Here is a 24,423-nt window from a genome sequence, read left to right as displayed (position 1 = left end):
CGGATTGGAATACGCATGACTGTTCTCACCGGTGGCGAAGCCATCGTCAGCGGGCTCAAGGCACATGGCGTTGATACGGTGTTCGGCCTGCCCGGCGCGCAGGTCTATGGTCTGTTCGACGCCTTTCATCAGGCGAAGCTGAACGTCATCGGCGCGCGCCACGAACAGGCCTGCGGCTATATGGCGTTCGGCTATGCCCGCGCCTCCGGCAAGCCCGGCGTGTTTAGCGTGGTGCCCGGCCCAGGCATTCTCAATGCCAGCGCGGCGATGCTGACCGCCTTCGGCTGCAACGAGCCGGTGATGTGCCTCACCGGTCAGGTGCCATCGGACTATCTCGGCAAGGGCCGCGGCCATCTGCATGAGATGCCGGACCAGCTTGCAACACTCCGCAGTTTCGTGAAATGGGCCGACCGTATCGACTATCCCGCGGATGCGCCGACCAAGGTGGGACGCGGATTTCAGGAAATGATGTCCGGCCGCCGCGGCCCGGTGGCGCTGGAAATGCCATGGGATGTGTTCACGCAGCGCGCGGAAACCGCTGCAGCGACGACGCTTGAACCGTTCGCCGCTCCCTCGCCCGATCCTGATCGCATCAAGGCCGCCGCCGCGCTGATCAAGGGGAGCAAATCGCCGATGATCTTCGTCGGCGCGGGCGCGATGGACGCAGGCGACGATATCCTCGCACTCGCGGAGATGATCGACGCGCCGGTGGTCGCGTTCCGCTCTGGCCGCGGCATCGTCAGCAATGCCCATGAGCTCGGCCTCACCATGGCCGCCGCCTACAATCTGTGGCCGCAGACCGATCTCATGATCGGCATCGGCTCGCGGATGGAATTGCCGACCACGTTCCGCTGGCCGTTCCGGCCGGAGGGGCTGAAGTCTATCCGCATCGATATCGATCCCGTCGAATTCCGACGGCTCACGGTCGATGCGCCGATCGTTGCCGATGCGACAGAAGGAACGCGCGCGCTGGTCGCCGCCGTAAGCAAGGCCGGATATACGAAGACGGCCGGGCGGCGCGAGACGATCCGCGCAGCCTCGGCGAAAGCGCAGAAAGATATCCAGGCGATCCAGCCGCAGATGGCCTATCTCGACATCCTGCGCGACGTGCTGCCGGACAATGCCATCGTCACCGACGAACTGTCGCAGGTCGGCTTCACCTCATGGTTCGGCTTCCCGGTCTATCAGCCGCGCACCTTCATCACCTCAGGCTATCAGGGCACGCTCGGCTCCGGCTTTCCCACCGCGCTCGGCGCCAAGGTGGCGCATCCGGACCGGCCGGTGGTAGCGATCACCGGCGATGGCGGCTTCATGTTCGCGGTGCAGGAACTGGCGACGGCCGTGCAGTTCAAGATCGGCGTGGTGACGCTGGTGTTCAACAACAATGCCTATGGCAATGTGCGGCGCGACCAGTTGCAGGTGTTCGACGGCCGCGTGGTCGCCGCCGATCTGGTCAATCCGGATTTCGTCAGGCTGGCGGAATCGTTCGGCGTCGGTGCTATCAGAGTAACGTCACCGGCGGAGTTCAAGCCGGCGCTGGAGAAGGCGCTTGCGGACGGCGGGCCGTACCTGATCGCGGTGGATGTGCCGAGAGACTCGGAAGTGAGTCCGTGGGCGTTCATTCATCCGAAGAAGCCAGCTTAACCTCTCCCCGCTCTGCGCGGGGAGAGGTCGACCGGCGTAGCGCAGCGAAGTCGGTCGGGTGAGGGGCGAGGCAAGAAAGAGGACACATGTTCAACCTCTCGGATCGAAGATGTGCGATCCGAGAGGAATAGTTCGCAGCGACTGCAGTGGATGCCCCTCACCCGCCGCGCCCCTCGATGCTGCGCATCGAAAGGCGCGTCGACCTCTCCCCGCAAATGCGGGGAGAGGTCGACGCGTTACTGCTTCACCGGCGGATCCAGCAGCGTGCATCCGCCATCCGCAATCGGGCGCATGATGTCTTCCGCCTTCACCTTGCCCTTGATGGTGAGCAGGTCCCACTCGCCTTTGACCTCCGACGGCTTCTTCACTTCTGCCAGCAGCATATCGTTCATCAGCCGGCCGTCCTCGCGCACGCGGGCGCCCGGCGCGAAGAAGTCGTCGACCGGCATCGCCTTCATCTGACGCATCACCTTCAACCCGTCATTCTCGTTGGCGGCTTCCGCAGCGCGCAGATAATGCTTCACGGCGCTATAGACGCCGGCCTGAGCATGGGTCGGCATCTTGCCGTGCTTGGCCATGAAGCGTTTGCCGAAGGCGCGGCTCGCATCATCATTGTCCCAGTAATAGCCCTCGAGATACTGCACGCCCTGCGTCGCTTCCGAGCCGAGCGCCTTCACCGAGGTGAGATAGAAGATCAGCACGGCGAGCTTCTGTTTGCCTTCGCCGATCTGGAATTCGCGCGCCTGCTTGATATTGGTGACGGTGTCGCCCGAGGCATTGGCCAGCGCGATCACCTTGGCGCCGGAGGATTGCGCCTGCAGCAGGAAGGACGAGAAATCCATCGTCCCGACCGGATGCTTCACCGCGCCGAGCACCTTGCCGCCGGCAGCTTCCACCACTTTCGAGACTTCCGCCTGCATGGCGATACCGAACGCGTAATCCGCCGTGATGAAATACCAGGTGTCGCCGCCCTGCTTGACCACCGCCTTGGCGATGCCCTGCGCCAGCGAATAGGTGTCGTAGAGCCACATCGCAGCGGTCGGCGCGCATTGCTTGCCGAATACGTCCGCCGTGGCCGAGCCGACATGCACCAGCACCTTGCCGCGCTCGCGCGCCATGTTCTGCACGGCCAGCGAGATCGCCGAATTGCCGATGTCGAAGATCGCATCGACGCCCTGCTGATCGTAGAGATCGCGCGCCAGCGACACGCCGATATCGGTCTTGTTCTGATGATCTGGCCCGAGCAGTTTCACCGGCAGGCCGCGCACCTTGCCGCCGACATCGTCGATCGCAAGCTGCGCCGCAACCACGCTGCCGGTGCCGCCGGCATCGGAGAACACCGAACTCTTGTCGTTCAGTACGGCGATGGTGAGAGGCTTGGTGATGGGTTCGGCAAGCGCCGAACCGTTCAGGCAAGCAAGAGCAATGGCAGCCAATATGCCCATTCGGGTCATTGTCGTTTCCTCGTTCTGGTTTTTATTGAGGAAAGCGTAATGGCGGCCGAATGCCTTGGCCAGCAAAATTTAATCGACCGATTAAATCGAATTCCGACGCGCGGAAAGCATCAGACGACTGGTATCGATGCGCTCCGCCGCTGCCACCGAACCGCAGCAAGCGCCAGTAGTCCAGCACCGGCGACCGCCCAGCATGCGACGGGCGCCCAGTGCAGCAACGGCGCATAGTCCGGCAGCTTCTGCAATCCGCCGGCGACCGCGGCCATGCGTGCGAAAGTCGCGAGCGCGAGCGCCGAGAAGACAAGACCGATGACCTTGCCTTCCGCGCCGGTCTCGCCGATCGCCATCGCCGCCGACACCGCGCTCATCATCATGCAGCCCCATGCGGCGCCTGCGATGAATTGCGCAGCGATCAGCATGTTGAGATTCACAGCGAACTCCGCGCCGATCACCGCAAGCGCGCCGAGCAATCCGGCGGCGCCAATGACGACGATGCCGCCCTGACGCTTGACCACCGCGCTGGCCGGAAACATCGCAATGTTGAAGCCGATCCAGAATATCGGCATCAGCCATTCCAGATCGGCCGGCTTGGCGAAGCGCAGGAACATCGGCGCGCTGTTGATGCTGAAATGCAATTGGAAACCAAACGCAAGGATGACCATCGCAGCGATGAACAGTATGGGCATGCGGCCGAGCGCCTTGCCTTGCGCCGGCGAGGCCTTCGCTTCACGCGCGCTGACCTGCACGAGGCCGCGCTCGACGCGCGACAGCGCCAACGTCACGATCAGCAAGACCACGCCGGCAACAACGAAAGGCAGCCGCGGATCGACGCCGCGCAATGTTGCGCCGAGATAGGGCGCCAGCGCACCGGCGACGCCATAGCCGAGCATGGCCAGCGCAGCGAGAAACGGCCGCGACGGGCGCGCCGCATATTTGCCGAGCAATGTTAGCGGCGGCGCGCGCAAGGCGGAGGATGTCGCCGACCAGATCACGATCAATGCGATCAGCGCGACTTGCGCCTTCGGTCCCTGCCCGGCAACGAAAGGCAGCGCGACGAAGGCTGCGCAGGACACTGCGGTCAGGATGCCGACAATGAGACCGAGCCGCCCGACCACGCGCGTGATCCTGTCAGCGACCAGGCCCATCGCCGTATCGGTGACGGTGAAGATCGCCTGATCGAGCATCAGGATGACAATCACGACGGTGGGGGCAATGCCGACATCGGCGGCAAGCTTCGGCAGATAGATCACATAGGTGACCCAGCCGAGCGTAAAGACCAGTTGCAGCACGGCGAGATAGACGCCCGCGCCATTGCTGGTGGCGGCCTGTGTGCCGGTTCGTTCCTGCTCGCTCATGGTCCCCTCGCCCCGTCCGACCATAGAATGGTCGCGGCAGCCAAGGAAAGCGTTCAACGCGCGGCGTTCAACAGGTCTCGTTCAACAGGTCTTGCGGAAGGTCAGGTTGATGCGCTGGCCGCCCATGACCGGATGTTCGCCGTCCGGCAGCGGTGCAACGCCATGATAGGCCAGCCGCGACGGGCCGCCCCAGACCACGACATCGCCATGGGTCAGACGATAGCGCTTCTGCGGCGCGCTCCGTGTGAGACCGCCGAACAGGAAGGTCGCCGGCAGGCCGAGCGAGACAGAGACGATGGGCGCGCCGAGATCCAGCTCGTCCTTGTCCTGGTGCAGCGAGAGTTTGGCGCCGGGTTTGTAGCGGTTGATCAGGCAGGCGTCCGGCATGAAGGCATCGAAGCCGGCACGAACCGCCGCGCGTGCGGCGAGATCGCGAAACGGCGCCGGCATCTCGGGCCATGGCATGCCGCTGTCGGGATCGACGGGGTCGTAGCGATAACCGCGTGCGTCAGACACCCATCCGACACGGCCGCAATTGGTCATCGCGACCGACATGGTGTGACCGCCCGGCGTGACCAGATGGCGGAACGGCGCCGCCTTCACGATAAGGCGCAGCGCCGCGATCACATCCGGCTGTTCGGCCGCGAAGAAGTTGCGCAGCAGAACGGCTCCCTCGGCAAGCTCTTCGCACGCGGGCTGGTCATCCCTGATATCGGCGAACAGGTCGGTCATCGCGGTTGTTCAGTCGTCCCGTCACTTCGCATCGTGAAAGATCACCCCGAGCGTATGGCGCCGGCCCGACTTCACGCGGCTGACGCCATGGCGCAGATTGACGCGGTAGCTGCCGCGCGTGCCGGCAACCGGCCGGTGATGCACGGCGAACACCACGGCATCGCCCTGCCGCAAGTCTACCACTTCGGCGCGCGACTGCATGCGCGGACGCTGCTCCGTCAACACGAATTCTCCGCCGGTGAAATCCTCACGTGGCGCCGACAGCAGGATCGCGACCTGCAGCGGAAACACGTGCTCGCCATAGAGATCCTGATGCAGGCAATTGTAGTCACCGGCCTCATATTGCAGCAGCAGCGGCGTCGGCCGCGTCTGGCCGGCCTCATGACAGCGTTTGAGGAATGCGGCGTGATCGGCGGGAAAGCGCACGTCGATCCCCATCGCCTCGTTCCAGCGATTGGCGATCGTGCTCAATGGTCCGTAGAGCGCCGGACGCAGGCCGGCGATCGGATCGGGCAGCGGATAATTGAAATACTTGTATTCGCCGCGGCCGAAGCCGTGGCGGCCCATGACGATGCGGCTGCGGAAACGGGGATCGTCGGGATAGAGCGATGCGAGGTGACGGCACTCATCGGCGGTGAGCAGTTTGTCGAAGACGGCGCAGCCCTGCGCGTCGAGATCGGCAGAGATACGCTGCCAGTCGATGGCGTCGACGCGCGACTGCGGCGCGGCGTCATTGTTTTCCGGGCGCTTCTTCGCGAGTGAAACCATGTCATCGCCTCCGTCATCCGGCCGCGATCATGTTGTCATGGCCTGTTGGCCATTTTGGGGAGATGGGCGGGTGAAGCCACCCGATTTCCGGCCCCTAACCTCTCCCCGCTCTTTGCGGGGAGAGGTCGGACGGCGAAGCCGGCCGGGTGAGGGGCGAGGCAGGAGAGAAAAGACAGGCGCAGAACCATCGGATCGAAGGACGGGAGACCCGAGAGCGCGCGCGCGTGGTGACGACGGTGACCGCCCCTCACCCGCTCCGGCTGCGCTGCGCTTCGCCGGATCGACCTCTCCCCGCAATGCGGGGAGAGGTTAGGAACTTCAGCCCACCACCGGCAACGTCTTCACATCATACCCATGGCTGATCTTGCGCTTCAGCACGGGATCTTCGATCTCGTAATCGAAACGATCGGCCGGGCGGATGCCGCCCTTGGCTGCAAACGTACCGCCGAACATGGCGGTGCCGTCGGGCAGCTTGTCGCTGTCGAAACCTTTCTTGATCAGTTCGGCCACCGGCAGCATGCCGCTCAGCAGGCCCTCCTGATACAGCACCTTCTCGCCCTTGATGGTCGCCCAGGAGCGCAGGATGATCTGGTCCCAATGCGGAAGCAGTTCGGAGAGCTCCCACACCACCGGCGCGATCGGCTTGTCGCACATCTGCTTCGACACGGTGATGTTGTAGGTCTCGACCTTGCGATCAGTGTGGTCGGAGCCGACGCCGACATAGGTCTTGCCGCCTGACGCGAACAGGCAGAACTCGACTTCGCCCGACGAATTCTCGTCGGTGCATTCGATCATGCCATCGGTGGTGAAGCGGCGCGCCGAGCAGCGATAGTAGATCGGCGTCGAGGCCGGCGGCGCGATGCCGAGCGCCTCGAGTTCCTTGATGTGATGATCGCGCGCGACGGGATCGCGGCCGGTCCAGCCGGCGATGACGCCTTGCGTGATCTTGAGCGTCAGCGGCGTCTTGGTGCCTTTTGCGTCCAGCGTGAACGCGATCTCGGTGGTCATATGGTTCTTCCTTGCTTGCAATTGAAAGTGAGCTCCGGCGTCGCGCTCCCTCTCCCCGCCTGCGGGGAGAGGTTAGAAAACATCAGCCACGAACGAGCGTCTCCATCCCCGCGGCGAGTTCGAAGATGCGGCGGTCGGCGCCGCCGGCGGCTGCCAGCATCAGGCCGACAGGCGCTTCGTCCGCGGCCGAGATCGGCAGCGAGATGGCGCAGCCGTCGATCATGTTGATCAGCGTGCAGTTGCGCAGCGCCATCAGGTTCTGCTTGGAGAACACCTTGTCGTCGGCCATGTCGGCAATCGACGGCGGCGTGATCGCGCAGGTCGGCAACACCAGCGCATCGTAAGGCGCGATGCGCTTTTCGGTCCGCGCGATCAACGAACGGCGCATCGGCAGCAGGTCGAGATAATCGGCGGCGTTCTGGGTTTCGCCGCGCTGGATACGCAGCGCGACTCTGGGATCATAGACGTCGCCCTTGCTGGCCAGGAGATAGCGATGCCAGGCATAGGATTCAGCAGCCGTAAAGCCACCCTTGGTGCTCATCGGTCCGATGTCGTTGAACTCAGGCACTTCGATGCGCTCGATGATCGCGCCCTTGTCGGCGAGCTTCTTCAGCGCGCGTTCGAAAGCCGAGGCGACGACCGGATCGAGATCGTCCATCGCCATGGTGGTCGGTACAGCAAGGCGCATGCCCTTGATCGGGCGCGGCGTGAGCTCAAATTCCGGTTCGCCGGCCAGCACAGCATCCATCGCCGCGCAGCAGGCGACCGAGCGTGCGAGCGGGCCGATGCTGTCGAGCGTAAAGGACAGCGGCACGGCGCCATCGAGCGGCACGCGGCGCTGCGTCGGCTTGTAGCCGACGATGCCGTTGAAGGCCGCGGGAATGCGGCAGGAACCGCCGGTGTCGGTGCCCAGCGCCGCATGCGCCATGCCATCGAGCACGGAGACGGCGGCACCGGAGGACGAGCCGCCGGGCACATGGCCGACCTCGCGCTTCCACGCCCCCTTCGGCGTGCCGTAATGCGGATTGGTGCCGATGCCCGAATAGGCGAATTCGACCATGTTGGTGCGGCCGATCACCACGAAGCCGGCGCGGCGCAGACGCGCGACGGTGGGGGCATCAGCATCGGCCGGCGCGGAATCGTCCAGCGCGCGCGAACCGGCGCGGGTCACCTGCCCCTTGATGTCGAACAGGTCCTTGATGGAGATCGGAATGCCGGCAAAGCGCGACGGCGCGGCATTGGCCTTGCGCAGCGCGTCCATGGCATCGGCGGCGGCCAGAGCTGCATCCTTGTCGACGTGAATGAAGGTGCGCTCGCCCTCGCCGTTCGGATCGGCGATTTTGGCCAGACAGGCTTCGACCAGTTTGCGGGACGTGGTCCGACCGGCGGCAAGGGCGGCGGCCAGGCTGGCGAGGGTCGGTGCGGTCTGGTGGAAGTCGTTGCTCATGGTCGCGGCATCCTGTGTGTCTTGCCGGACCCGCAGGTGGTCACGGCGCCCGGTCGGTATCGCCGAAAGTGTCCTCGATTTCCAGATCGAGCAGCGCGGAGCTGAGCGATTTGCCATGCGCATCAAGCGCGAGCGATCGCGTCACCCCTCCGCCAAGCGCCTGATCCATCACGAAGTTCAACGCTGCGAGATTGGGCAGCTCGTAGCGGACCACCTCGCCCGCGACGATGCCCGCAAACAGGGCCTTCACGCGCGCGGCGGTCACCTGCGATACTATCAACGGATATAGCTTTGCGTCAAAGGCAATTACCGAGATGTTGGAAATGTTGCCTTTGTCACCTGTGCGGGAATGGGCGATCTCGCGCAGCTTCACGTCATGCTCCCTGAACCATCCGTACCAACCTACCCTGCCTGGTTGCAGCGGGACAAGCCTCGCACGTATTTCAACCTGAATTCCACGTCGTCCCGCAGTGAGCAGATACGGCCATGCAGCACGCGCGCTGGACCGCCCCCGGTGGAATGTGGAATGTCCATCCAGAGGACAACGAACGGGGCCAAATCCCCGTCCAAGGGAGAGAACACCACACATGGCTGAACCAGCCCGCGCGCGGCCGAAACCGACACCGGAAACCCAGCATTATTGGGACGGCGCCAAAGCCGGCGAACTCCGCCTGCAGCGCTGCGACGATTGCAGCAATGTGTATTTTCCGCCGCGGCCGTTCTGCCCCGGCTGCGCCTCGCGCAAGGTGTCGGTGTTCAAGGCCTCGGGCAAGGGTTTCCTCTACAGCTACGTCATCAATCACCGCCCCGCTGCGCCGGGCTTCACGCCGCCTTACGCGATTGCCGTGGTCGAGCTTGAGGAAGGTCCGCGGCTGATGAGCAACATCATCGATTGCCCGCAGACGCCGGAGGCGCTCGAACTCGACATGAAGCTCGAGGTCGCCTTCGAGAAGCTCGACGACGCCATCACCCTCCCCGTATTCCGTCCGGCTGGGGGTTGAGATCATGCGCAGAAATGCAGTCGCCGTTGTCGGCGCAGCCGAGACCACCGAGCTCGGCGTCATCCCGAACATGTCGCAGCTCCAGCTTCACGCGGATGCGGCGCTCAACGCCATCAAGGATGCCGGGCTGAAACTGTCCGACATCGACGGCATCGCCACAGCCGTCGAGACACCGCAGCAGATCGCGCATTATCTCGGCATCACGCCGACCTGGGTCGACGGTACATCCGTGGGCGGTTGCTCGTTCATGCTGCATGTTCGCCACGCGGCCGCGGCGATCGAAGCCGGCCTGTGCAAGACGGTTCTGATCACCCATGCCGAAAGCGGCAAGTCGATGATCGGCAAACTGCCGCGCTCGATTCCGGCCGACAGCCTGCAAGGCCAGTTCGAGGCGCCCTATGGCGTCTACGGTCCGCCGAGCATGTTCCCGATTCCGGTGCTGCGCTACATGAAGACCCATGGCATCACCCATGAGCAGATCGCCTCGGTCGCCGTATTCCAGCGCGAATGGGCGGCGAAGAATCCGCGCGCGATGATGAAGGCGCCGATCACGGTCGAGGACGTGCTGAACTCGAAGATGATCGCCTATCCGTTCCGCATCCTGCAATGCTGCCTCGTCACCGATGGCGGCGGCGCGCTGATCCTGACCTCGGCGGATCGCGCCAAGGATTTCCCGAACAAGCCGGTCTATATTCTCGGCACCGGCGAGAGCGTAGAAACGCCGATGGTCAGCCAGATGAAGACCTTCGATTCATCACGCGCCTTCACCGTGGCCGGACCGACGGCCTTCCGCGAGGCAGGGATCGCGCACAAGGACGTCGATCATCTGATGATCTACGATGCCTTTGCGCATCTGCCATTGTATGGTCTCGGCGATCTCGGCTTCATGCCGCATGAGGAAACCGGCAAGTTCATCGCCGACGGCAACACCCGCCCCGGCGGCAAGCTGCCGATGAACACCAATGGCGGCGGCCTCAGCTATATGCATTCCGGCATGTACGGCATGTATGCGCTGCAGGAGAGCGTACGGCAGATGCGCGGCATCGCGCCGGCACAGGTGCCGGGCGCGAAGATCTCAGTGTGCCACGGCGTCGGCGGCATGTTCGCCGCGTCGGGCACGGTGATTTTTACGAACGAGAAGTAACTCACACTCGGTGTCATTGCCGGGCTTGACCCGGCAATCCATCTTCTTCGGAAAAAGCATCTTGCGAAGACAGATGGATACGCGGGTCAAGCCCGCGTATGACGACTGAGAGTATTTCGCCAGAATTCACCACCAAAAGGAAAACCACATGGCATCTACCAAATCACTCGACGGCAAGGTCATCGTCGTCACCGGCGCGGGTCGCGGCATTGGCCGTGGCATTGCGCTACTCTGCGCCGCTGAAGGCGCCAAGGTCGTCGTCAACGATCCCGGCGTCGGCACCGACGGTTCGGGCGGCGATGGCGCGGCTCCGGCCGAGCAGGTCGTCGAGGAAATCAAAGCAGCCGGTGGCACCGCCGTTGCGAACTTCGAGTCGGTTGCCGAAGCGATCCCGGCCAGCAAGATCATCAAGCAGGCCGTAGACACCTACGGCAAGATCGACGGCGTGGTGAACAATGCAGGCATCCTGCGCGACGCGATCTTCCACAAGATGTCCATCGATGCCTTCGAGATGGTGATCAAGGTCCATCTGATGGGCTCGTTCTATACATCCCATGCTGCCGCGCGATATTTCCGCGAGCAGAATTCCGGCTCGTTCGTGCACTTCACCTCGACCTCGGGTCTGATCGGCAATTTCGGCCAGGCCAATTACTCGGCGGCCAAGCTCGGCATCGTCGGCCTGTCGAAGTCCATCGCGCTCGACATGGGCCGCTTTGGCGTCAATTCGAACTGCGTCTCGCCCTTCGCCTGGAGCCGCATGATCGGCAGCATCCCGACCGAGACCGAAGCCGAGAAGGCCCGCGTCGAGCGCATGCAGCGCATGGGTCCGGAAAAGATCGCACCGCTGGTGGCGCATCTGCTCTCTGACGATGCCAAGGAAATCTCCGGGCAGATCTTTGCCGCGCGCATGAACGAGATCTTCCTGATGGGCCAGTCGCGCCCGCTGCGCTCCATCCATCGCGCCGAAGGCTGGACCCCGCAGAGCCTCGCCGAACACGGCATGCCGGCGCTGAAGTCGTCCTTCTACAAGCTCGACCGCTCGGCTGACATTTTCAGCTGGGATCCAGTCTAAGCGTTTAAGTCGGCTCGCGGGAGCATCACTCCCGTGAGCCGATTTCTACAACCCAGAATTTAAAACGAAACAATATTACTCAAATAGCTATGCATAGCGGTCTTATCTGACCCGAGATCGCGCTAATTTCGTCATAAAGAATTCAAACGCCGACCAAGACCGGCTATGTCACCAGCAATCAACGGGTTTGACGTCACGCATGTGCGGACGAAACCGCATTTGCTGGACGAACATCATGACAGATCACGCGGGCGCGATGCCCTCCGCGGCTATGCCGCATTCCAAGCCGCTGAATTCCCCCGCCCGCGTTCTGCTGGCGAGCCTGATCGGCACCACCATCGAATTCTTCGACTTCTACGTCTACGCCACCGCCGCAGTGCTGGTGTTTCCAAAACTGTTCTTCCCCGCTGGCAACGATACCGCCGCGCTGCTCGCGTCCTTCGCGGTGTTCTCGATCGCGTTCTTTGCGCGTCCGTTCGGCGCTGTCGTGTTCGGCCATTTCGGCGATCGCGTCGGCCGCAAGACCACGCTGGTCGCAGCATTGCTCACCATGGGCATCTCGACCGTGCTGATAGGCCTGCTGCCGACGCATGCGCAGATCGGCCTCGCTGCGCCGCTGCTGCTGGTGCTGTGCCGTTTCGGTCAGGGCTTTGGACTCGGCGGTGAATGGGGCGGCGCAGTGCTGCTCGCCACCGAGAATGCACCGGAAGGCAAGCGCAACTGGTACGCCATGTTCCCGCAGCTCGGTGCGCCGCTCGGCCTGTTCCTGTCGTCCGGCACGTTCTTCATTCTGCTGCACTTCGTCTCGCCGGAAACGTTCCTGAGCTGGGCGTGGCGCGTGCCGTTCCTCGCCTCCATCGTGCTGATCGCCATCGGCCTGTGGGTGCGCCTGTCGATCACCGAGACGCCGGAATTCCAGAAGGCAATCGAGAAGGCTGAGCGCGTTGCCGTCCCCAGCATGGAGCTGCTGCGCAAGCACAAGCGCAGCCTCGTGCTCGGCACGCTGGTCGGTCTGATGACCTTCGTGTTCTTCTATGTCTGCACGGCCTATCTGCTGTCCTACAATGTCGGGATCGCGAAGATGTCGCTGCTCGATGCGCTCAAGGTGCAGATCGCCGGCGCCGTCGCCTTCGGCACCACCAACATTCTGGCTGGCCTGCTCGCCGACAAGATCGGTCGCCGCACGCTGCTGATCGCCAATTGCCTGATGGTGATCGTGTTCTCGTTCTTCCTGGCGCCGCTGCTGTCAGGCGGCGTGGCGGGCATCTATGCCTTCGCGCTGATCGGCCTGGCGATCTTCGGCATCAATTACGGCCTGATCGGCGCCGCACTCGCGGCACCGTTCCCGACCACCGTGCGCTATACCGGCGCGTCGATGACGTTCAATCTGGCGAGCATCTTCGGTGCCTCGCTGGCGCCTTATATCGCCACCTGGCTGCAGGCGAATTATGGGCTCGCTTACATCGGCTATTACGTGCTCGCCGCCGCGGTGATCACGCTCATCGCGATCTTCGTGTCAGACAAGCACGAGGTTTGAGCGCGCTCGCATGACGATCTCAAAGGGGCAGCGCTGGCGCTGCCCCTTTTTTGTTTGTCAGTTCGACGCCTGCTGCCGCTTGAGCTCGTTCCGCGCAGCGTCACGCTCGAATTCGCCATCGCCCCGGCACACCTCAGCTGCCTGTTTCAGATAGGGCAACGCTTCCTGCGGCTTGTGCTTCACCATCAGATACTGACCGAGATAGAACGACACGCCGCAAGGGCCGAAGTCGTCGTCGAGCGGCATGTTCTTCATTTTGGCGAGCATCTCGTCGCGGGTCATCTGGCCGAGATAGACCGCCACCATCGGCCACGGCCAGCCCTTCCGATCGAGCGTGTCAGTGTTGCGCTTCAGCTCGCCAATATCGTAATCGCCGCTACGCGCCCGCGCGATGTAGCGCAGCAGCTTGCCCAGTTCGTATTGCGGCGTCTTCTCGACCACATCGCCGAAGTCGGCGGCAGCCTCGGCGAAATGTCCCTCGATGAAGTTCATATGCGATCGCCGGTTACGGGTGTCGGGATCGTCCGGCCTCAGCTTTAGCGCCGCGTCCAGGTCCGGGATCGCGCCGGCAAAATCGCCCTTGCGCGCAAAGGCGATGCCGCGGTCAACATGGGCGCCGACGTCGTTCGGATCGCTGGCCAGAACGACGTCGAAATCCGCGATCGCGCCGTCATTGTCGCCCCGTCGAATCCTGACGTCAGCGCGACCACGGTGGGCATAGGTGTCGCCGGGCTTGATCTGCAGCGCAGCGTCGTAATCGGCCAGCGCCTTGCTAAAGTCTTTCTTGGCGGCACGGCTGTTACCGCGCAATGCGAACGCCGCATAGTCTTTCGGATCGACGCGGATGGCTTCCGAGAAATCTGCGATCGCGCCATCGATGTCGGCCAATCTCTTGCGCAACATTCCGCGTCCGCGATGGTAGGACGAATTGTCCGGCTGCAGGCGAATCGCCTTGTCATAGTCGGCGCGCGCCCGCACGAAATCGCCCTTGGATTCATAGGCGCTCGCCCGCGAGCCGAAGCCCGAGGCGTAAGTGGGATCGAGGGCGATCGCCTTGTTAGCATCCGCGATAGCCAGATCGAATTCGTCGAGGCGGTTGTGGACCATGGCGCGCGCGCCATAGCCTTTCGCAAAATCAGGATTGAGTGCGATGAAGGCAGTAAAATCCGCGCGCGCCGCCTCCATATGGCCGAGTTCGAAGTTCCCGATGGCGCGAAGGCGAAGCGCTTCGGAGCGCTCGGCATCCGTTGCGCCGGGACGATCGATGATATCGCTACAGCCTGCGATCATCCGCTGATCCATCGGCGGGCGACATCCATTATCCGCGTGCGCTGACAATGATGTGGCGAACAGCAATGCTGCAGAAGCGACTGCAACGCGCATGTGACAGCAAAACGACGACATGGGAACCACACATCAGTATGAGAGATTTGGCCATTGGTCGCGTGGAACTATCAAAACGTTCACTGCGCTGCGATGCGCGCTTGTGCACCGCCATGACCGCGCGGCAGCATCGAATTGTGTAGCATCGACGTCGCAACGGTATTTAGACTGCTGCCAACGGCTGGAGAAAACCAGAAAAGCCGGGAGGACGACGATGCCAACTCAGCTCGACGCGAACGACGCAGTTCAACCCGCCGCAATATCCAACTCACTCAGTCGCAGAAAAATCCTGAGCGGCGCCGCGGCAATGGCCGCGACATCGCTGATCGCGCCCGATGCGCTGGCGCGAAATTTCAACCGCGGCGCGGAACCGCAGCGCTATCCCGATCCCGATATCGTCGTCATCGACGCCAATCGCTTCAAGGCGAGAGTCGGCAACACCGTCATCAAGCGGCTCTATACGGGCTGCCTGTGGGCGGAGGGACCGGCGTGGAATGCACAGGGTCAGTATCTGATCTGGAGCGATATCCCTGCCAATCGCCAGTTGCGTTATCTCGACGATGACGGCCACATCTCCGAGCGCTTCCGCTATCCATCCGAGGAGAGTAACGGGAATTCGTTCGACACCGAGGGCCGCCAGCTTTCCGCGCAGCGCACGCGCCTCGTCCGCTTCGAGCACAATGGCAGCGTCACGACGCTGGCTGAACAGGCCAACGGCAAGCCGCTGAACGGGCCGAACGATATGGTGGTCAATCCGATCGACAAGGCGATCTGGTTCACCGATCCCGGCTACGGCGCCATCAATCTCTATGAGGGCCAGCGCGCCGCGGCGGGCGTCACGCAGCCGCACCAGAAGGAAGCGTATCGCATCGACCCCACGAACGGCCAGATCAGCAAGGTCGCGGACGATCCGTTCAAGCCGAACGGCTTGGCGTTCAGCCCGGATTACAAGAAACTCTATGTCTGCGACACCGGCATCACGCATTATCCCAATGCCAAGAATGTGGTGTGGCAATACGACGTGGACGGCGGCAAGCTCAGCAATGCGAAGCCGCTGATCGACATGACGCTGGACGCAAGTCCGGCTTCCCTGACGGGCTGCGCGTCGATACCGAAGGCAATATCTGGGTCGGCGCCGGATGGGTCGGCGAGGGCTATGACGGCGTGCAGATCTTCGCGCCGGACGGCCAGCGCATCGGCCAGATCAAGCTTCCGGAGACCTGCGCGAACGTGTGTTTCGGCGGCAAGAAGCGCAACCGGCTGTTCATGACGGCGAGCCAGTCACTCTATGCGGTCTATGTGGAGACGCAGGGCGCGCATTTCTGTTGAGGGGCCCACGTCGCAGCCAGCGGCTTCGCGCAACTCTCTCCACGTCATGCCCGGGCTTGACCCGGGCATCCAGCTTTGCGGCAAGCAACGGAGAAGATGGATGGCCGGGTCAAGCCCGGCCATGACGTAGGGATTGGACGTAGCGCCTCGACGACTACCCGCTATTCCGCAGCCCCGCCGAGATCCCATTGATCGTCAGCTGAATCCCGCGCAGCACCTGCTCGTCCGGATTATTCGCGCGGTGCTCTTTCAGCAACTCGACCTGCACGTGGTTGAGCGGATCGAGATACGGAAACCGGTTGCGAATCGAGCGGTCGAGCAGCGGGTTGTTTTGCAGCAGGCGCTCCTGCTCCATGATATCCAGCAGCGTCTCGATGCACAGATGCCATTCGCCGCGGATGCGGCCAAAGATGGTCTCGCGCAGCTTTTGGTCGGCGACAAGCTCCGCATAGCGCGAGGCGATGGCGATGGAGCTCTTGGCGAGCACCATGTCCATGTTGGACAGCAGCGTGCGGAAGAACGGCCATTCGCGGTGCATCTCCTGCAGGAAGGCCATGCCCTTGTCGGGATGATTGGCGAGCCACGCCTCGATGGCGCTGCCGAAACCGTACCAGCCCGGCAGCATCAACCGGCATTGCGCCCAGGAGAACACCCAGGGGATGGCGCGGAGATCCTCGATGGCGCGGGTCTTCTTGCGCGAGGCCGGACGGCTGCCGATGTTCAGCGTCGAGATCTCGTTGATGACGGTGGATTCCCAGAAGTAATCGACGAAGCCTTCGGTCTCGTAGACGAGGCCGCGATAAGCTTTGAAAGCGAGTTCGGAGATCTCCTCCATGGCTTCGAGATATTCGCGGCGCGGCGCGCTGTGCTTTGGCGCCAGCAGGCTTGCTTCCAGCGTTGCAGCGGCGAGGATTTCCAGATTGTTGCGGCCGACTTCGGCGTTGGAATATTTGCTGGAGATGATTTCCCCCTGTTCGGTGATGCGGATCTGGCCATCCACCGCGCCGCCGGGCTGCGCCAGGATCGCATCGTGGCTCGGGCCGCCGCCGCGGCCCACAGAGCCGCCGCGGCCGTGGAACAGCCGCAGCCGGATGTGATGCCGCTCGAACACTTCGATGAGCTCGATCTCGGCCTTGTACAGTTCCCAGCCGGAGGTCACGAAGCCGCCATCCTTGTTGCTGTCGGAATAGCCGAGCATGACTTCCTGCACCGCGCCGCGGCTGTCGACCAGCTTGCGATAATCATGCAGCGAGAACATGCGGTCCATGATGGCTGCAGAGGCCTGCAGATCCTCGATGGTTTCGAACAACGGCACGATATTGATGGCGCTGCGGCCGGAGCAATCGACGAGCCCGACTTCCTTCAGTAGCACCGCGACTTCGAGCATGTCGGAGACGCCCTTGCACATGGAGATGATGCATTGGGGGATTGCCGCCGCGCCGAATTTCGCATGAACCTGCGCCGCCATACGGAACAGTGCGAGTTCGCCCAGCGTCTCATCGCTATATTTGACGAACAGCGAGCCGAGCGGCCGCGCATTCTTCAATTCATTCGTCAGCAGCGCGATGCGCGCTTCCTCGCCGAGCGCGAGATAGGACGTGCCGGGCATCGCGGCATCGATCAGTTCGGCGACGGTGCGCTCATGCACAGCGGAATTCTGCCGGATGTCGAGACTGGCGAGATAGAAGCCAAAGCAATCCACCGCGCGGCGCAGTTGCCGCAGCCGGCCGCGGGCGATGACTGCGGAATTATCAGCGATCAGCGAACGATCGAGCACATCGAGATCGGCCTTGAACTCCTGCGCCGATGCATAGGCCGGCGCATCGCCCACGGCCGCGCGGCGGTTCGGCAATTCGAGCGCATGGGCCGTCGCCGCCATCCGGGCATAGACGCCGGAGATCGCCAGACGATAGGGCTCGCCGGCGCGGTGCGGCGACGGATCAGGGGAGCGTTCGGCCAATGCGCGCAGCTCATCGGAAACATCGGCGAGATGCGCCGCCATGGACAGTTCCGCGCCCAGCGCGTGGAGCTCGTCGAGATAGAAGCTGAAGGCGCGCCTGCTCTGCAGCATCATGGTGCCGCGCATCACATCTGCCGTGACGAACGGATTGCCGTCGCGGTCGCCGCCGATCCAGCTGCCCATGCGCAGGAACGAGCCGAGTTCGGCAGCGCCGCCCTGCGCGCGCAGGCTGTCCTCCAGCACACAATGCAGCCGCGGCACCTCGCGCAAAAACGTATAATCGTAGAACGACAATCCGTTGGCGACCTCGTCGAGCACCGTGAGCTTGCTCCGGCGCAGCAGATTGGTCTGCCACAACGTCACGACGGCGCGGCGCAATTGCTCTTCCGACGCCTCAATCTCCTCGGCGGTGAGCTGCATGCGCTCGCGCCGGTCCAGCAATGCCGCGATTTCCATTTCGCGGTCGATGGTGCTCTTGCGGCGCACTTCGGTGGGATGCGCGGTCAGCACCGGACTGATCAGCGCCTGTCCGAAGAACTTGCTGAGCAGCGCGGCATCGATGCCGGCCTCGCGCGCGCGCTTCACCGCATGGGCCAGCGTGCCCGATGCGTTGGCCGCATCCGCGCGCTGCGCTCGCATCCGGCGGATGTTGTTCTGGTCCTCCGCGATATTGGCGAGATGGGAGAAATAGCTGTAGGCGCGAACGATGCGCACGGTCTCGGCGATCGACATGCCGTCGAGAATGGCTTCGAGTTCACGCCGCGCCAGCTTGTCCTCGTCGCGGTGAAAACGGACCGAGGTCTGGCGGATGTTTTCGACGAGGGCGAATACCGCCTCGCCTTCCTGATCGCGCACGGTGTCGCCAAGGATGCGGCCGAGCAGCCGGATGTCCTCGCGCAACCGGGCATCGGCCTCCTGGTGAGCAGGATCGTCACCGCGCTGGGATGCGGGTTCTTCGGTGGACAGGGTCAGGGACACAAGGACGCTCCAGGAAGTTGCCGGCGCCCCATTTGGTCGCAACTCATGCTGCGACGCAAGACGAAGTTGTGTGGCGGATGACGCCTCCTCGGGTGTCGTCCCCGCGAAGGCGGGGACCCATAACCTCCGACAAAGAAATATAGACGGCAGAGCCGCGGCGATCCCGCTTCAACTATAGCCTCGATGTGTATGGGTCCCCGCCCCGCGTGCGCCGAAGGCGCACTAGGCGGGGACGACAACCACGTTTACGGAACTCAGCCCTTCGGCTTGACCTTGCGGAGAATCCGATCCGCCTCGGTGCGCCAGTCCGCGCTGCGCGCGAAACCCGCCTCGCCCTTGGTGCCGAACAGCCCGTCTTCGGCGAGATCCGCGATCCAGCCCTGACGCTCGGCCGTGCCTTCGGCCGACCATGGCGTGAGCCCGATCTCACGTACGGTCTCGGCGACCTCGCGGACTTCCTCGCTGCGGCGGCGGCCGTGTTCGATGACGCGCTGGAAGAAATAGGCGCCCTGCTTCTCCCAGTCGATCGACGGGAACGTCTCGACCAGCGAGGCGATCACGGCGTCCTCGACGCCATAGGCGCGTGCGGTGGTGAAGCTCTCGATCACCATGGCTTCGAGGCCCTTAATCATGATGCTGCGGCACATCTTGGTGGCCGAGGCGACGCCGAGCCTGTCGCTGGCGACTTTCGCATCGAAGCCGATGACGTTGAGCAGCGGCGCGAGATCGCGCGCGCCGGTGCCGCCGAGCAGCAGCGGCACCCTGATGCGGTATGGCGGGATCGAAGTCATGACCGCGCCCTCGACATAGCGCCCGCCGGCGCCATCGATCAGCGCAGCCGCACGTTGCTTCGCGCCGGGAGATGCGGAGTTAAAATCGAGAAACCATGCCTGCGGCTTCAGACCGGGCACACAGGCCTGCGCGGCTGGCACTGTCTGGCTTGCGGTCACCGCACAGACGATGAAATCCGCGCGTGAGGCGAGATCGGCATGCGAAGATGCGAGCGTGACACCATGGGTCTCGGCGTGGTCGCAGAGCGCCCCGGCATCTGCCCCGTCGAGCTTGAGATCATAGGCGCTGACGCGGATATCCTGCTTGCGCAGGTCTTCCGCGAGAATGCGCCCGACTTCGCCATAGCCGATCAGGCCGACGTGCCACTGGTTCGAACGTTCAGTCATATTGCTTACTGGACCTTGATGTTTGCCGCCTTCAGCACCGGCCCCCATTTGTCCGCTTCGGCATGCATGAACTTGTCGAACTCGGCCGGCGAGGAACCGACCGGCGTGGCATCGATCTTCTTCAGCGCCGCCAGCACCACCGGATCCTTCAGCGCCGTCACCAGATCCGCATGGATCTTCGCCACGACATCGGCCGGCATGCCGGCAGGTCCGAGGAATCCCCACCACACCGCCGTATCATAACCGGCGACACCGGATTCGGCGACCGTCGGCACATTGGGCAGCGCCGCCGAGCGCGTCGCCGTCGTCACCGCGACGGCACGCACCGCGCCGCCTTCGAGCTGACCGACGATCTCGGGCAGCGGATTGATGCTCATGGGAATGTCGCCGGCAATCACCGCGGTGAGCGCAGGCGCACCGCCCTTGTAGGGAATCGAGACGATTTTCGTGCCGGCCATATGGTTCAGCAATTCGCCGGCAAGATGCGCCGAGGTGCCATTGCCCGACATGCCGTAGGACAGCGAGTCCGGCTTGGCTTTCGCCTGCGCCAGCAGCTCCTGCAGGTTCTTCGCCGGATTGTCCTTCGACACCACGATGGCCAGCGGCGAATAGGCGACTTCGCTGATCGCGGTGAAATCCTTGAACGTGTCGTAGGGCAGCTTCGGATAGAAGAACTGATTGAGCGGGTGGCCCGACGCCACAAGGATCAGCGTGTAGCCATCGGGCGGCGACTTCGCGAGCGCCTGCGAGGCGATGATCCCGCCGGCGCCCGGACGGTTGTCCACCACGGGCTGCTGGCCCCAGGTCTTCGACAGCGATTGGGCGAAGGTCCGCGCCAACACGTCGACCGCGCCGCCGGCCGCATAGGGCACCAGGATTGTCACCTGCTTGCTGGGAAACGTCTGGGCGTGCAGCGACGGGCTGGTGAACGACAGCAGCGCAGCCGCCGTGGCGATGGCCAGTTTCATGGGCGCAAGCAAGGAAACAGGCAAAGACACGGGCATGGGTGGTCGTCCCTCTTGTAATATCGCGCAACAATCTCGTGTCGTTGCTAATTGATATAGCTACTTGGCTGTGGTCGCAGCGCGCAGTCCGGATCGTGCGATGGCCGCATCGACCAGTCCTTGCGCCTTCACATCCTCGGTGAATTTGCGGATAAATGCCATCCCCTCGTCGCGCCCCTTGGGGATCGCGATGGCATGCCGCTCGACGCCCCAGCGTCCCTCCAGCACCTTCGCCCCCGGCGCTTGCTCTGCGAGTTCGAACAGTGTCGCCTTGTTGGTAGCAAACACATCGATGCTGCCGGCCATCAGCAGGCCGGGCGCAAGCCTGATGGCCGGCACGCGAACGACCTCGGCATTCTTCAAATCGCGCGACAGCACCGCGTCGGATGAACTTCCGGCGGTGACGCCGACATGGACGCCCTTGACATCGACATCATCGGGCCCCGCAACCTTGGACTCTCTCGCGACGAGATAGCCAAGATCGCTTTCCAGATAAGACGGGCCGAAATCCATGTCGTTCGCACGCGCGGCCGACGCATTGGTGAAAGCGGCATCGACGGCGCCTGTCTTCACCGCTTCGAGAACCTCGGCATTCCTGGAGAACACCACCGGCTCATAGGGCACGCCCAATTGCCGCGCGAGCTCCTTGCCGAGATCGTAACCGACACCACGCGGGCCTTCGGTTTGCGATACGAGAATAGACGTCGGTGTTCCCGGATAGAGCCCGACACGCAGCTTGCCTGATGGTGCGAGGATCTGCTTCGGCTCGAGATCGACGGCAACTGCAGGACCGGCAAACGCTGCCACCAGGAGCGCGATCGCCGCGATCTGCGCGGCAAGTTTGTTTCCAACCGTTGCCACGCGCATCATCATCCTCCTAGATCGTCCGCCCAGCCTTGGCCCAATAGGGATCGCGCAGCCGGCGCTTGAAGATCTTGCCGGAGTCTTCGCGCGGCAGATTGCTCTGGATCTCCATCTGCTTCGGCACTTTGTAGTCGGCCAGCGCCTTCTTGAGGTCCGCGCGCACTGTCGCCAGGTCGAGCACCACGCCGGGCTGCGGCTCGATCACCGCCATCAGCGACTCGCCGAACTCCTCATCGGGAATCCCGAACACGGCGCAGTCATGGACGCCGGGCAGCGCATGCAGCGCGGATTCGATTTCGGCCGGATAGATATTGACGCCGCCGGAGATCACCATGTCGCGCTTGCGATCGCAGATGAAGACATAGCCGTCGGCATCGAGATAACCGACATCGCCCGAAGTGATGAAACCGTCGCGGTCGATCTCGGCGCGCTTTTCGGGCTTGTTGTGATAGGTGAAATCCGGATTGCCTGATATGCGCGAATAGATCTCGCCGATCTCGCCTTGCGGCAGGATCTCGCCATTATCGCCAAGGAAGCGCAGTTCGGCGCCGGGGGCGATCTTGCCGACGGTGCCGGGCTTCTTCAGCGCGTCTTCGGAATTCGCAAAGGTCACCGCGCCGGATTCGGTCGAGCCGTAGAATTCGTAGATCACCGGTCCCCACCAGTCGATCATCGCAGTCTTCACATCGGCGGGGCACGGCGCAGCGGCATGGATGATGTGGCGCAGCGACGACATGTCGTATTTCTTGCGGACGTCCTCCGGCAGCTTCATCAGGCGGATGAACATGGTCGGCACCATGAAGATGGTGTCGATCTTCTCGTCCTGCACCACGCGCAGGAATTCTTCGGGATCGAAGCGCGGCATCATCACCAGCGCGCCACCGAGGCGCCCAGCGCGCAGCGCGAAGGCATTGGGGGCCGAGTGATAGAGCGGTCCGGGCAGCAAGGCACGGGCGCCAGGCTTGAGGCCATAGACGCGTGCGCGCATCTGGTCGGCTGACGCGGCCTGCTCCGGCGTCGGCGCAAAGCGGCGCACACCCTTGGGATGACCCGTGGTGCCCGACGTGTAGATCATGTTGTGCGGCTGCGGCAAGCCGTCATAGGGCGCCTGTTCGGTCAGCCAGGATTCCAGATCGATGGCCCCGTCCGGCGTGCCGAGCCGTGCGGGATCGATCTTGTAGTTGGCGATGATCTCCGGCGGCGTCGGCACGCTCAGCGACACGATGCCCTGCGGGATCGCCTCGCGCAGCTGATGCAGCATGTCGGCATGGGCGATCAGGACGTTGCTGCCGGAATCCTTGATGACATAGGTGATCTCTTCCGGCTTGAAGTGCCAGTTCACCGGTACGCCGTACGCGCCGAGCTGCGCCACCGCGTAGGCCGCTTCAAGAAACGCGATGTCGTTGCGCATCAGGATGCTGACGCTGTCACCCTGCTTGACGCCAAGCCGCGACAACCCGCCGGCAATGCGGCTCGCACGTTCGGTCAGTTCGGCAAAGCCGCGGCGGCGATCACCTGAGATGACGCCTTGGAAGAGGGAGTTTGTCGACATGGATACGTTTCCGGATTTTTGTTTTTGATTTTTGATGAACTCTTCGCCGTCATTGCGAGGAGCCCTTGCGACGAAGCAATCCAGTCTTCGTTTGTGACTTTCTGGATTGCTTCGCCCAAAGAAAGTTGGAAGTCCAACTTTCTCAGGGCTCGCAATGACGGCTGAGAACGTCGCGGGCTAATCCACAAATTTCGGCGCACGCTTCTCGATATTCGCACGCACGGCTTCGGTTTGGTTCGGTCCACCCATCAGCTTCATCTGCTCAACGGATTCGGCGAGCAGCGCCGGGCCGGGATCGACCGCGAGATTGTTAAGCATGCGCTTGGCGGCGCGGATCGCATCCGGACTCTTGCCGGCGATCTCGCGCGCCGTCTCAAGTGCCGCGGCACGCGGATCGTCGCAGATGCGCGTGGCAAGGCCATAGCTCAGCGCTTCCTGCGCCGAAAAGATACGGCCGGTGTAAGTGAGATCGCGCAGGATGTCGTCGCGCACGAGGCTGGCGAGGATCGGCGTGCCCGCCATGTCGGGCACCAGGCCCCATTTGATTTCCATGACCGACATGCGCGTGTCCGGCGCGAGAAAGCGCATATCGGCGCCGAGCGCGACCTGGAAGCCGCCGCCGAAGGCGACGCCGTGCACGGCCGCTATGACCGGCACCGGCAATTGACGCCAGCCCCACACTGCCTGCTGGGAGTGATTGCAAAGACCGTGGGTGCGCAGTGACAGGTCGCGCTTCTGCGCGCCGCCGATACCGTCGCCGCCATTGTCGTTCATCGCGGCGAATCGTCCCATGTCGAGGCCGGCGCAGAACGCCCGGCCCTCGCCGGACAGCACCACCGCGCGCAGGCCCTTCTCGTGGCTCAGGCGCTCGGCGGTATCGACCAATGCCGCGAACATCGCAGCATCCAGCGCATTCATCTTGTCCGCACGGACGAGGCGAACATCGGCAACGCCATCCGTCATGGACACAGAGATGCGGTCTTCCATGGGTGGTTTCCTTCCTAGACTTGTTT

At 63.3% G+C, this 24,423-nt stretch carries 19 protein-coding genes and 1 pseudogene; 6 read left to right on the top strand and 14 right to left on the bottom strand.

Translation table 11 applies throughout. The features are described from left to right. Positions 1-15: 15 nt before the first annotated feature. Positions 16-1,644, top strand: a complete 1,629-nt coding sequence (locus tag AB8A23_RS15085; protein ID WP_439059223.1) for a thiamine pyrophosphate-dependent enzyme — start codon at positions 16-18, stop codon at positions 1,642-1,644. 236 nt (positions 1,645-1,880) lie between these two features. On the opposite strand, the gene AB8A23_RS15080 is transcribed toward AB8A23_RS15085, so the two are convergent. The 7 genes from AB8A23_RS15080 to AB8A23_RS15050 form a co-directional block, all read right to left on the bottom strand. Then, a complete protein-coding gene (locus tag AB8A23_RS15080; RefSeq protein WP_439059225.1) occupies positions 1,881-3,098 on the bottom strand; it encodes an ABC transporter substrate-binding protein in 1,218 nt (405 codons plus the stop codon). A gap of 110 nt (positions 3,099-3,208) precedes the next feature. Further along, on the bottom strand, positions 3,209-4,453 hold the full coding sequence (locus AB8A23_RS15075; RefSeq protein ID WP_439059227.1) for an MFS transporter: 1,245 nt from the start codon (positions 4,451-4,453) through the stop codon (positions 3,209-3,211). Between the two features lie 81 nt (positions 4,454-4,534). After that, positions 4,535-5,185 (bottom strand): DNA oxidative demethylase AlkB, encoded by a 651-nt coding sequence (gene alkB, locus AB8A23_RS15070; RefSeq protein WP_439059229.1) that lies wholly within the window; start codon positions 5,183-5,185, stop codon positions 4,535-4,537. Between the two features lie 21 nt (positions 5,186-5,206). Further along, positions 5,207-5,953, bottom strand: coding sequence for a 2OG-Fe(II) oxygenase (locus AB8A23_RS15065; RefSeq protein ID WP_439059231.1), 747 nt, complete (start codon positions 5,951-5,953; stop codon positions 5,207-5,209). Between the two features lie 318 nt (positions 5,954-6,271). Next, on the bottom strand, positions 6,272-6,961 hold the full coding sequence (locus tag AB8A23_RS15060) for a DUF2848 domain-containing protein (protein WP_439059233.1): 690 nt from the start codon (positions 6,959-6,961) through the stop codon (positions 6,272-6,274). An 82-nt stretch (positions 6,962-7,043) separates the two neighbouring features. Next, positions 7,044-8,408, bottom strand: coding sequence for an amidase (locus AB8A23_RS15055; RefSeq protein WP_439059235.1), 1,365 nt, complete (start codon positions 8,406-8,408; stop codon positions 7,044-7,046). Between the two features lie 40 nt (positions 8,409-8,448). Further along, the gene (locus AB8A23_RS15050) at positions 8,449-8,781 is read right to left on the bottom strand and encodes an AtuA-related protein (protein WP_068735784.1); all 333 of its coding nucleotides are present in this window, start codon (positions 8,779-8,781) and stop codon (positions 8,449-8,451) included. A gap of 214 nt (positions 8,782-8,995) precedes the next feature. On the opposite strand from AB8A23_RS15050, the gene AB8A23_RS15045 reads away from it, so the two are divergent. The 4 genes from AB8A23_RS15045 (at position 8,996) to AB8A23_RS15030 (ending at position 13,162) form a co-directional block, all read left to right on the top strand. After that, entirely contained in the window at positions 8,996-9,409 is a 414-nt protein-coding gene (locus tag AB8A23_RS15045; RefSeq protein ID WP_439059237.1) for a Zn-ribbon domain-containing OB-fold protein, read from the top strand. 4 nt (positions 9,410-9,413) lie between these two features. Beyond that, on the top strand, positions 9,414-10,553 hold the full coding sequence (locus AB8A23_RS15040; RefSeq protein ID WP_439059239.1) for a thiolase C-terminal domain-containing protein: 1,140 nt from the start codon (positions 9,414-9,416) through the stop codon (positions 10,551-10,553). Between the two features lie 148 nt (positions 10,554-10,701). Further along, positions 10,702-11,625 (top strand): SDR family NAD(P)-dependent oxidoreductase, encoded by a 924-nt coding sequence (locus tag AB8A23_RS15035; protein WP_120291267.1) that lies wholly within the window; start codon positions 10,702-10,704, stop codon positions 11,623-11,625. A gap of 235 nt (positions 11,626-11,860) precedes the next feature. Next, the gene (locus AB8A23_RS15030) at positions 11,861-13,162 is read left to right on the top strand and encodes an MFS transporter (RefSeq protein WP_175366507.1); all 1,302 of its coding nucleotides are present in this window, start codon (positions 11,861-11,863) and stop codon (positions 13,160-13,162) included. Between the two features lie 57 nt (positions 13,163-13,219). Here AB8A23_RS15030 and AB8A23_RS15025 read toward each other — a convergent pair whose 3' ends face one another. Continuing rightward, positions 13,220-14,452: a tetratricopeptide repeat protein gene (locus tag AB8A23_RS15025; RefSeq protein ID WP_439059242.1), complete on the bottom strand. Its 1,233-nt coding sequence runs from the start codon at positions 14,450-14,452 to the stop codon at positions 13,220-13,222. A 112-nt stretch (positions 14,453-14,564) separates the two neighbouring features. On the opposite strand from AB8A23_RS15025, the pseudogene AB8A23_RS15020 reads away from it, so the two are divergent. Continuing rightward, positions 14,565-15,874: pseudogene (locus tag AB8A23_RS15020) on the top strand (SMP-30/gluconolactonase/LRE family protein). A gap of 154 nt (positions 15,875-16,028) precedes the next feature. Here AB8A23_RS15020 and ppc read toward each other — a convergent pair. The 6 genes from ppc to AB8A23_RS14990 form a co-directional block, all read right to left on the bottom strand. Continuing rightward, positions 16,029-18,806, bottom strand: coding sequence for a phosphoenolpyruvate carboxylase (gene ppc / locus AB8A23_RS15015; RefSeq protein WP_439060521.1), 2,778 nt, complete (start codon positions 18,804-18,806; stop codon positions 16,029-16,031). A gap of 260 nt (positions 18,807-19,066) precedes the next feature. Then, the gene (locus AB8A23_RS15010; RefSeq protein ID WP_439059244.1) at positions 19,067-19,990 is read right to left on the bottom strand and encodes a DUF1932 domain-containing protein; all 924 of its coding nucleotides are present in this window, start codon (positions 19,988-19,990) and stop codon (positions 19,067-19,069) included. A gap of 5 nt (positions 19,991-19,995) precedes the next feature. Further along, positions 19,996-20,994 (bottom strand): tripartite tricarboxylate transporter substrate binding protein, encoded by a 999-nt coding sequence (locus tag AB8A23_RS15005; RefSeq protein WP_439059245.1) that lies wholly within the window; start codon positions 20,992-20,994, stop codon positions 19,996-19,998. A gap of 60 nt (positions 20,995-21,054) precedes the next feature. Next, the gene (locus tag AB8A23_RS15000; protein ID WP_439059247.1) at positions 21,055-21,855 is read right to left on the bottom strand and encodes a transporter substrate-binding domain-containing protein; all 801 of its coding nucleotides are present in this window, start codon (positions 21,853-21,855) and stop codon (positions 21,055-21,057) included. Positions 21,856-21,871: 16 nt separating this feature from the next. Further along, the gene (locus tag AB8A23_RS14995; RefSeq protein WP_439059249.1) at positions 21,872-23,410 is read right to left on the bottom strand and encodes an acyl-CoA synthetase; all 1,539 of its coding nucleotides are present in this window, start codon (positions 23,408-23,410) and stop codon (positions 21,872-21,874) included. 177 nt (positions 23,411-23,587) lie between these two features. After that, positions 23,588-24,397, bottom strand: coding sequence for a crotonase/enoyl-CoA hydratase family protein (locus tag AB8A23_RS14990; protein WP_439059251.1), 810 nt, complete (start codon positions 24,395-24,397; stop codon positions 23,588-23,590). Between the last annotated feature and the right edge of the window lie 26 nt (positions 24,398-24,423).

Source organism: Tardiphaga sp. 619_E2_N8_4 (assembly GCF_051810905.1).
GTDB lineage: Bacteria > Pseudomonadota > Alphaproteobacteria > Rhizobiales > Xanthobacteraceae > Tardiphaga > Tardiphaga robiniae.
The sequence above is the reverse complement of the archived record's forward strand: the minus strand, read 5'-3'. Positions and strand labels throughout refer to the sequence as shown.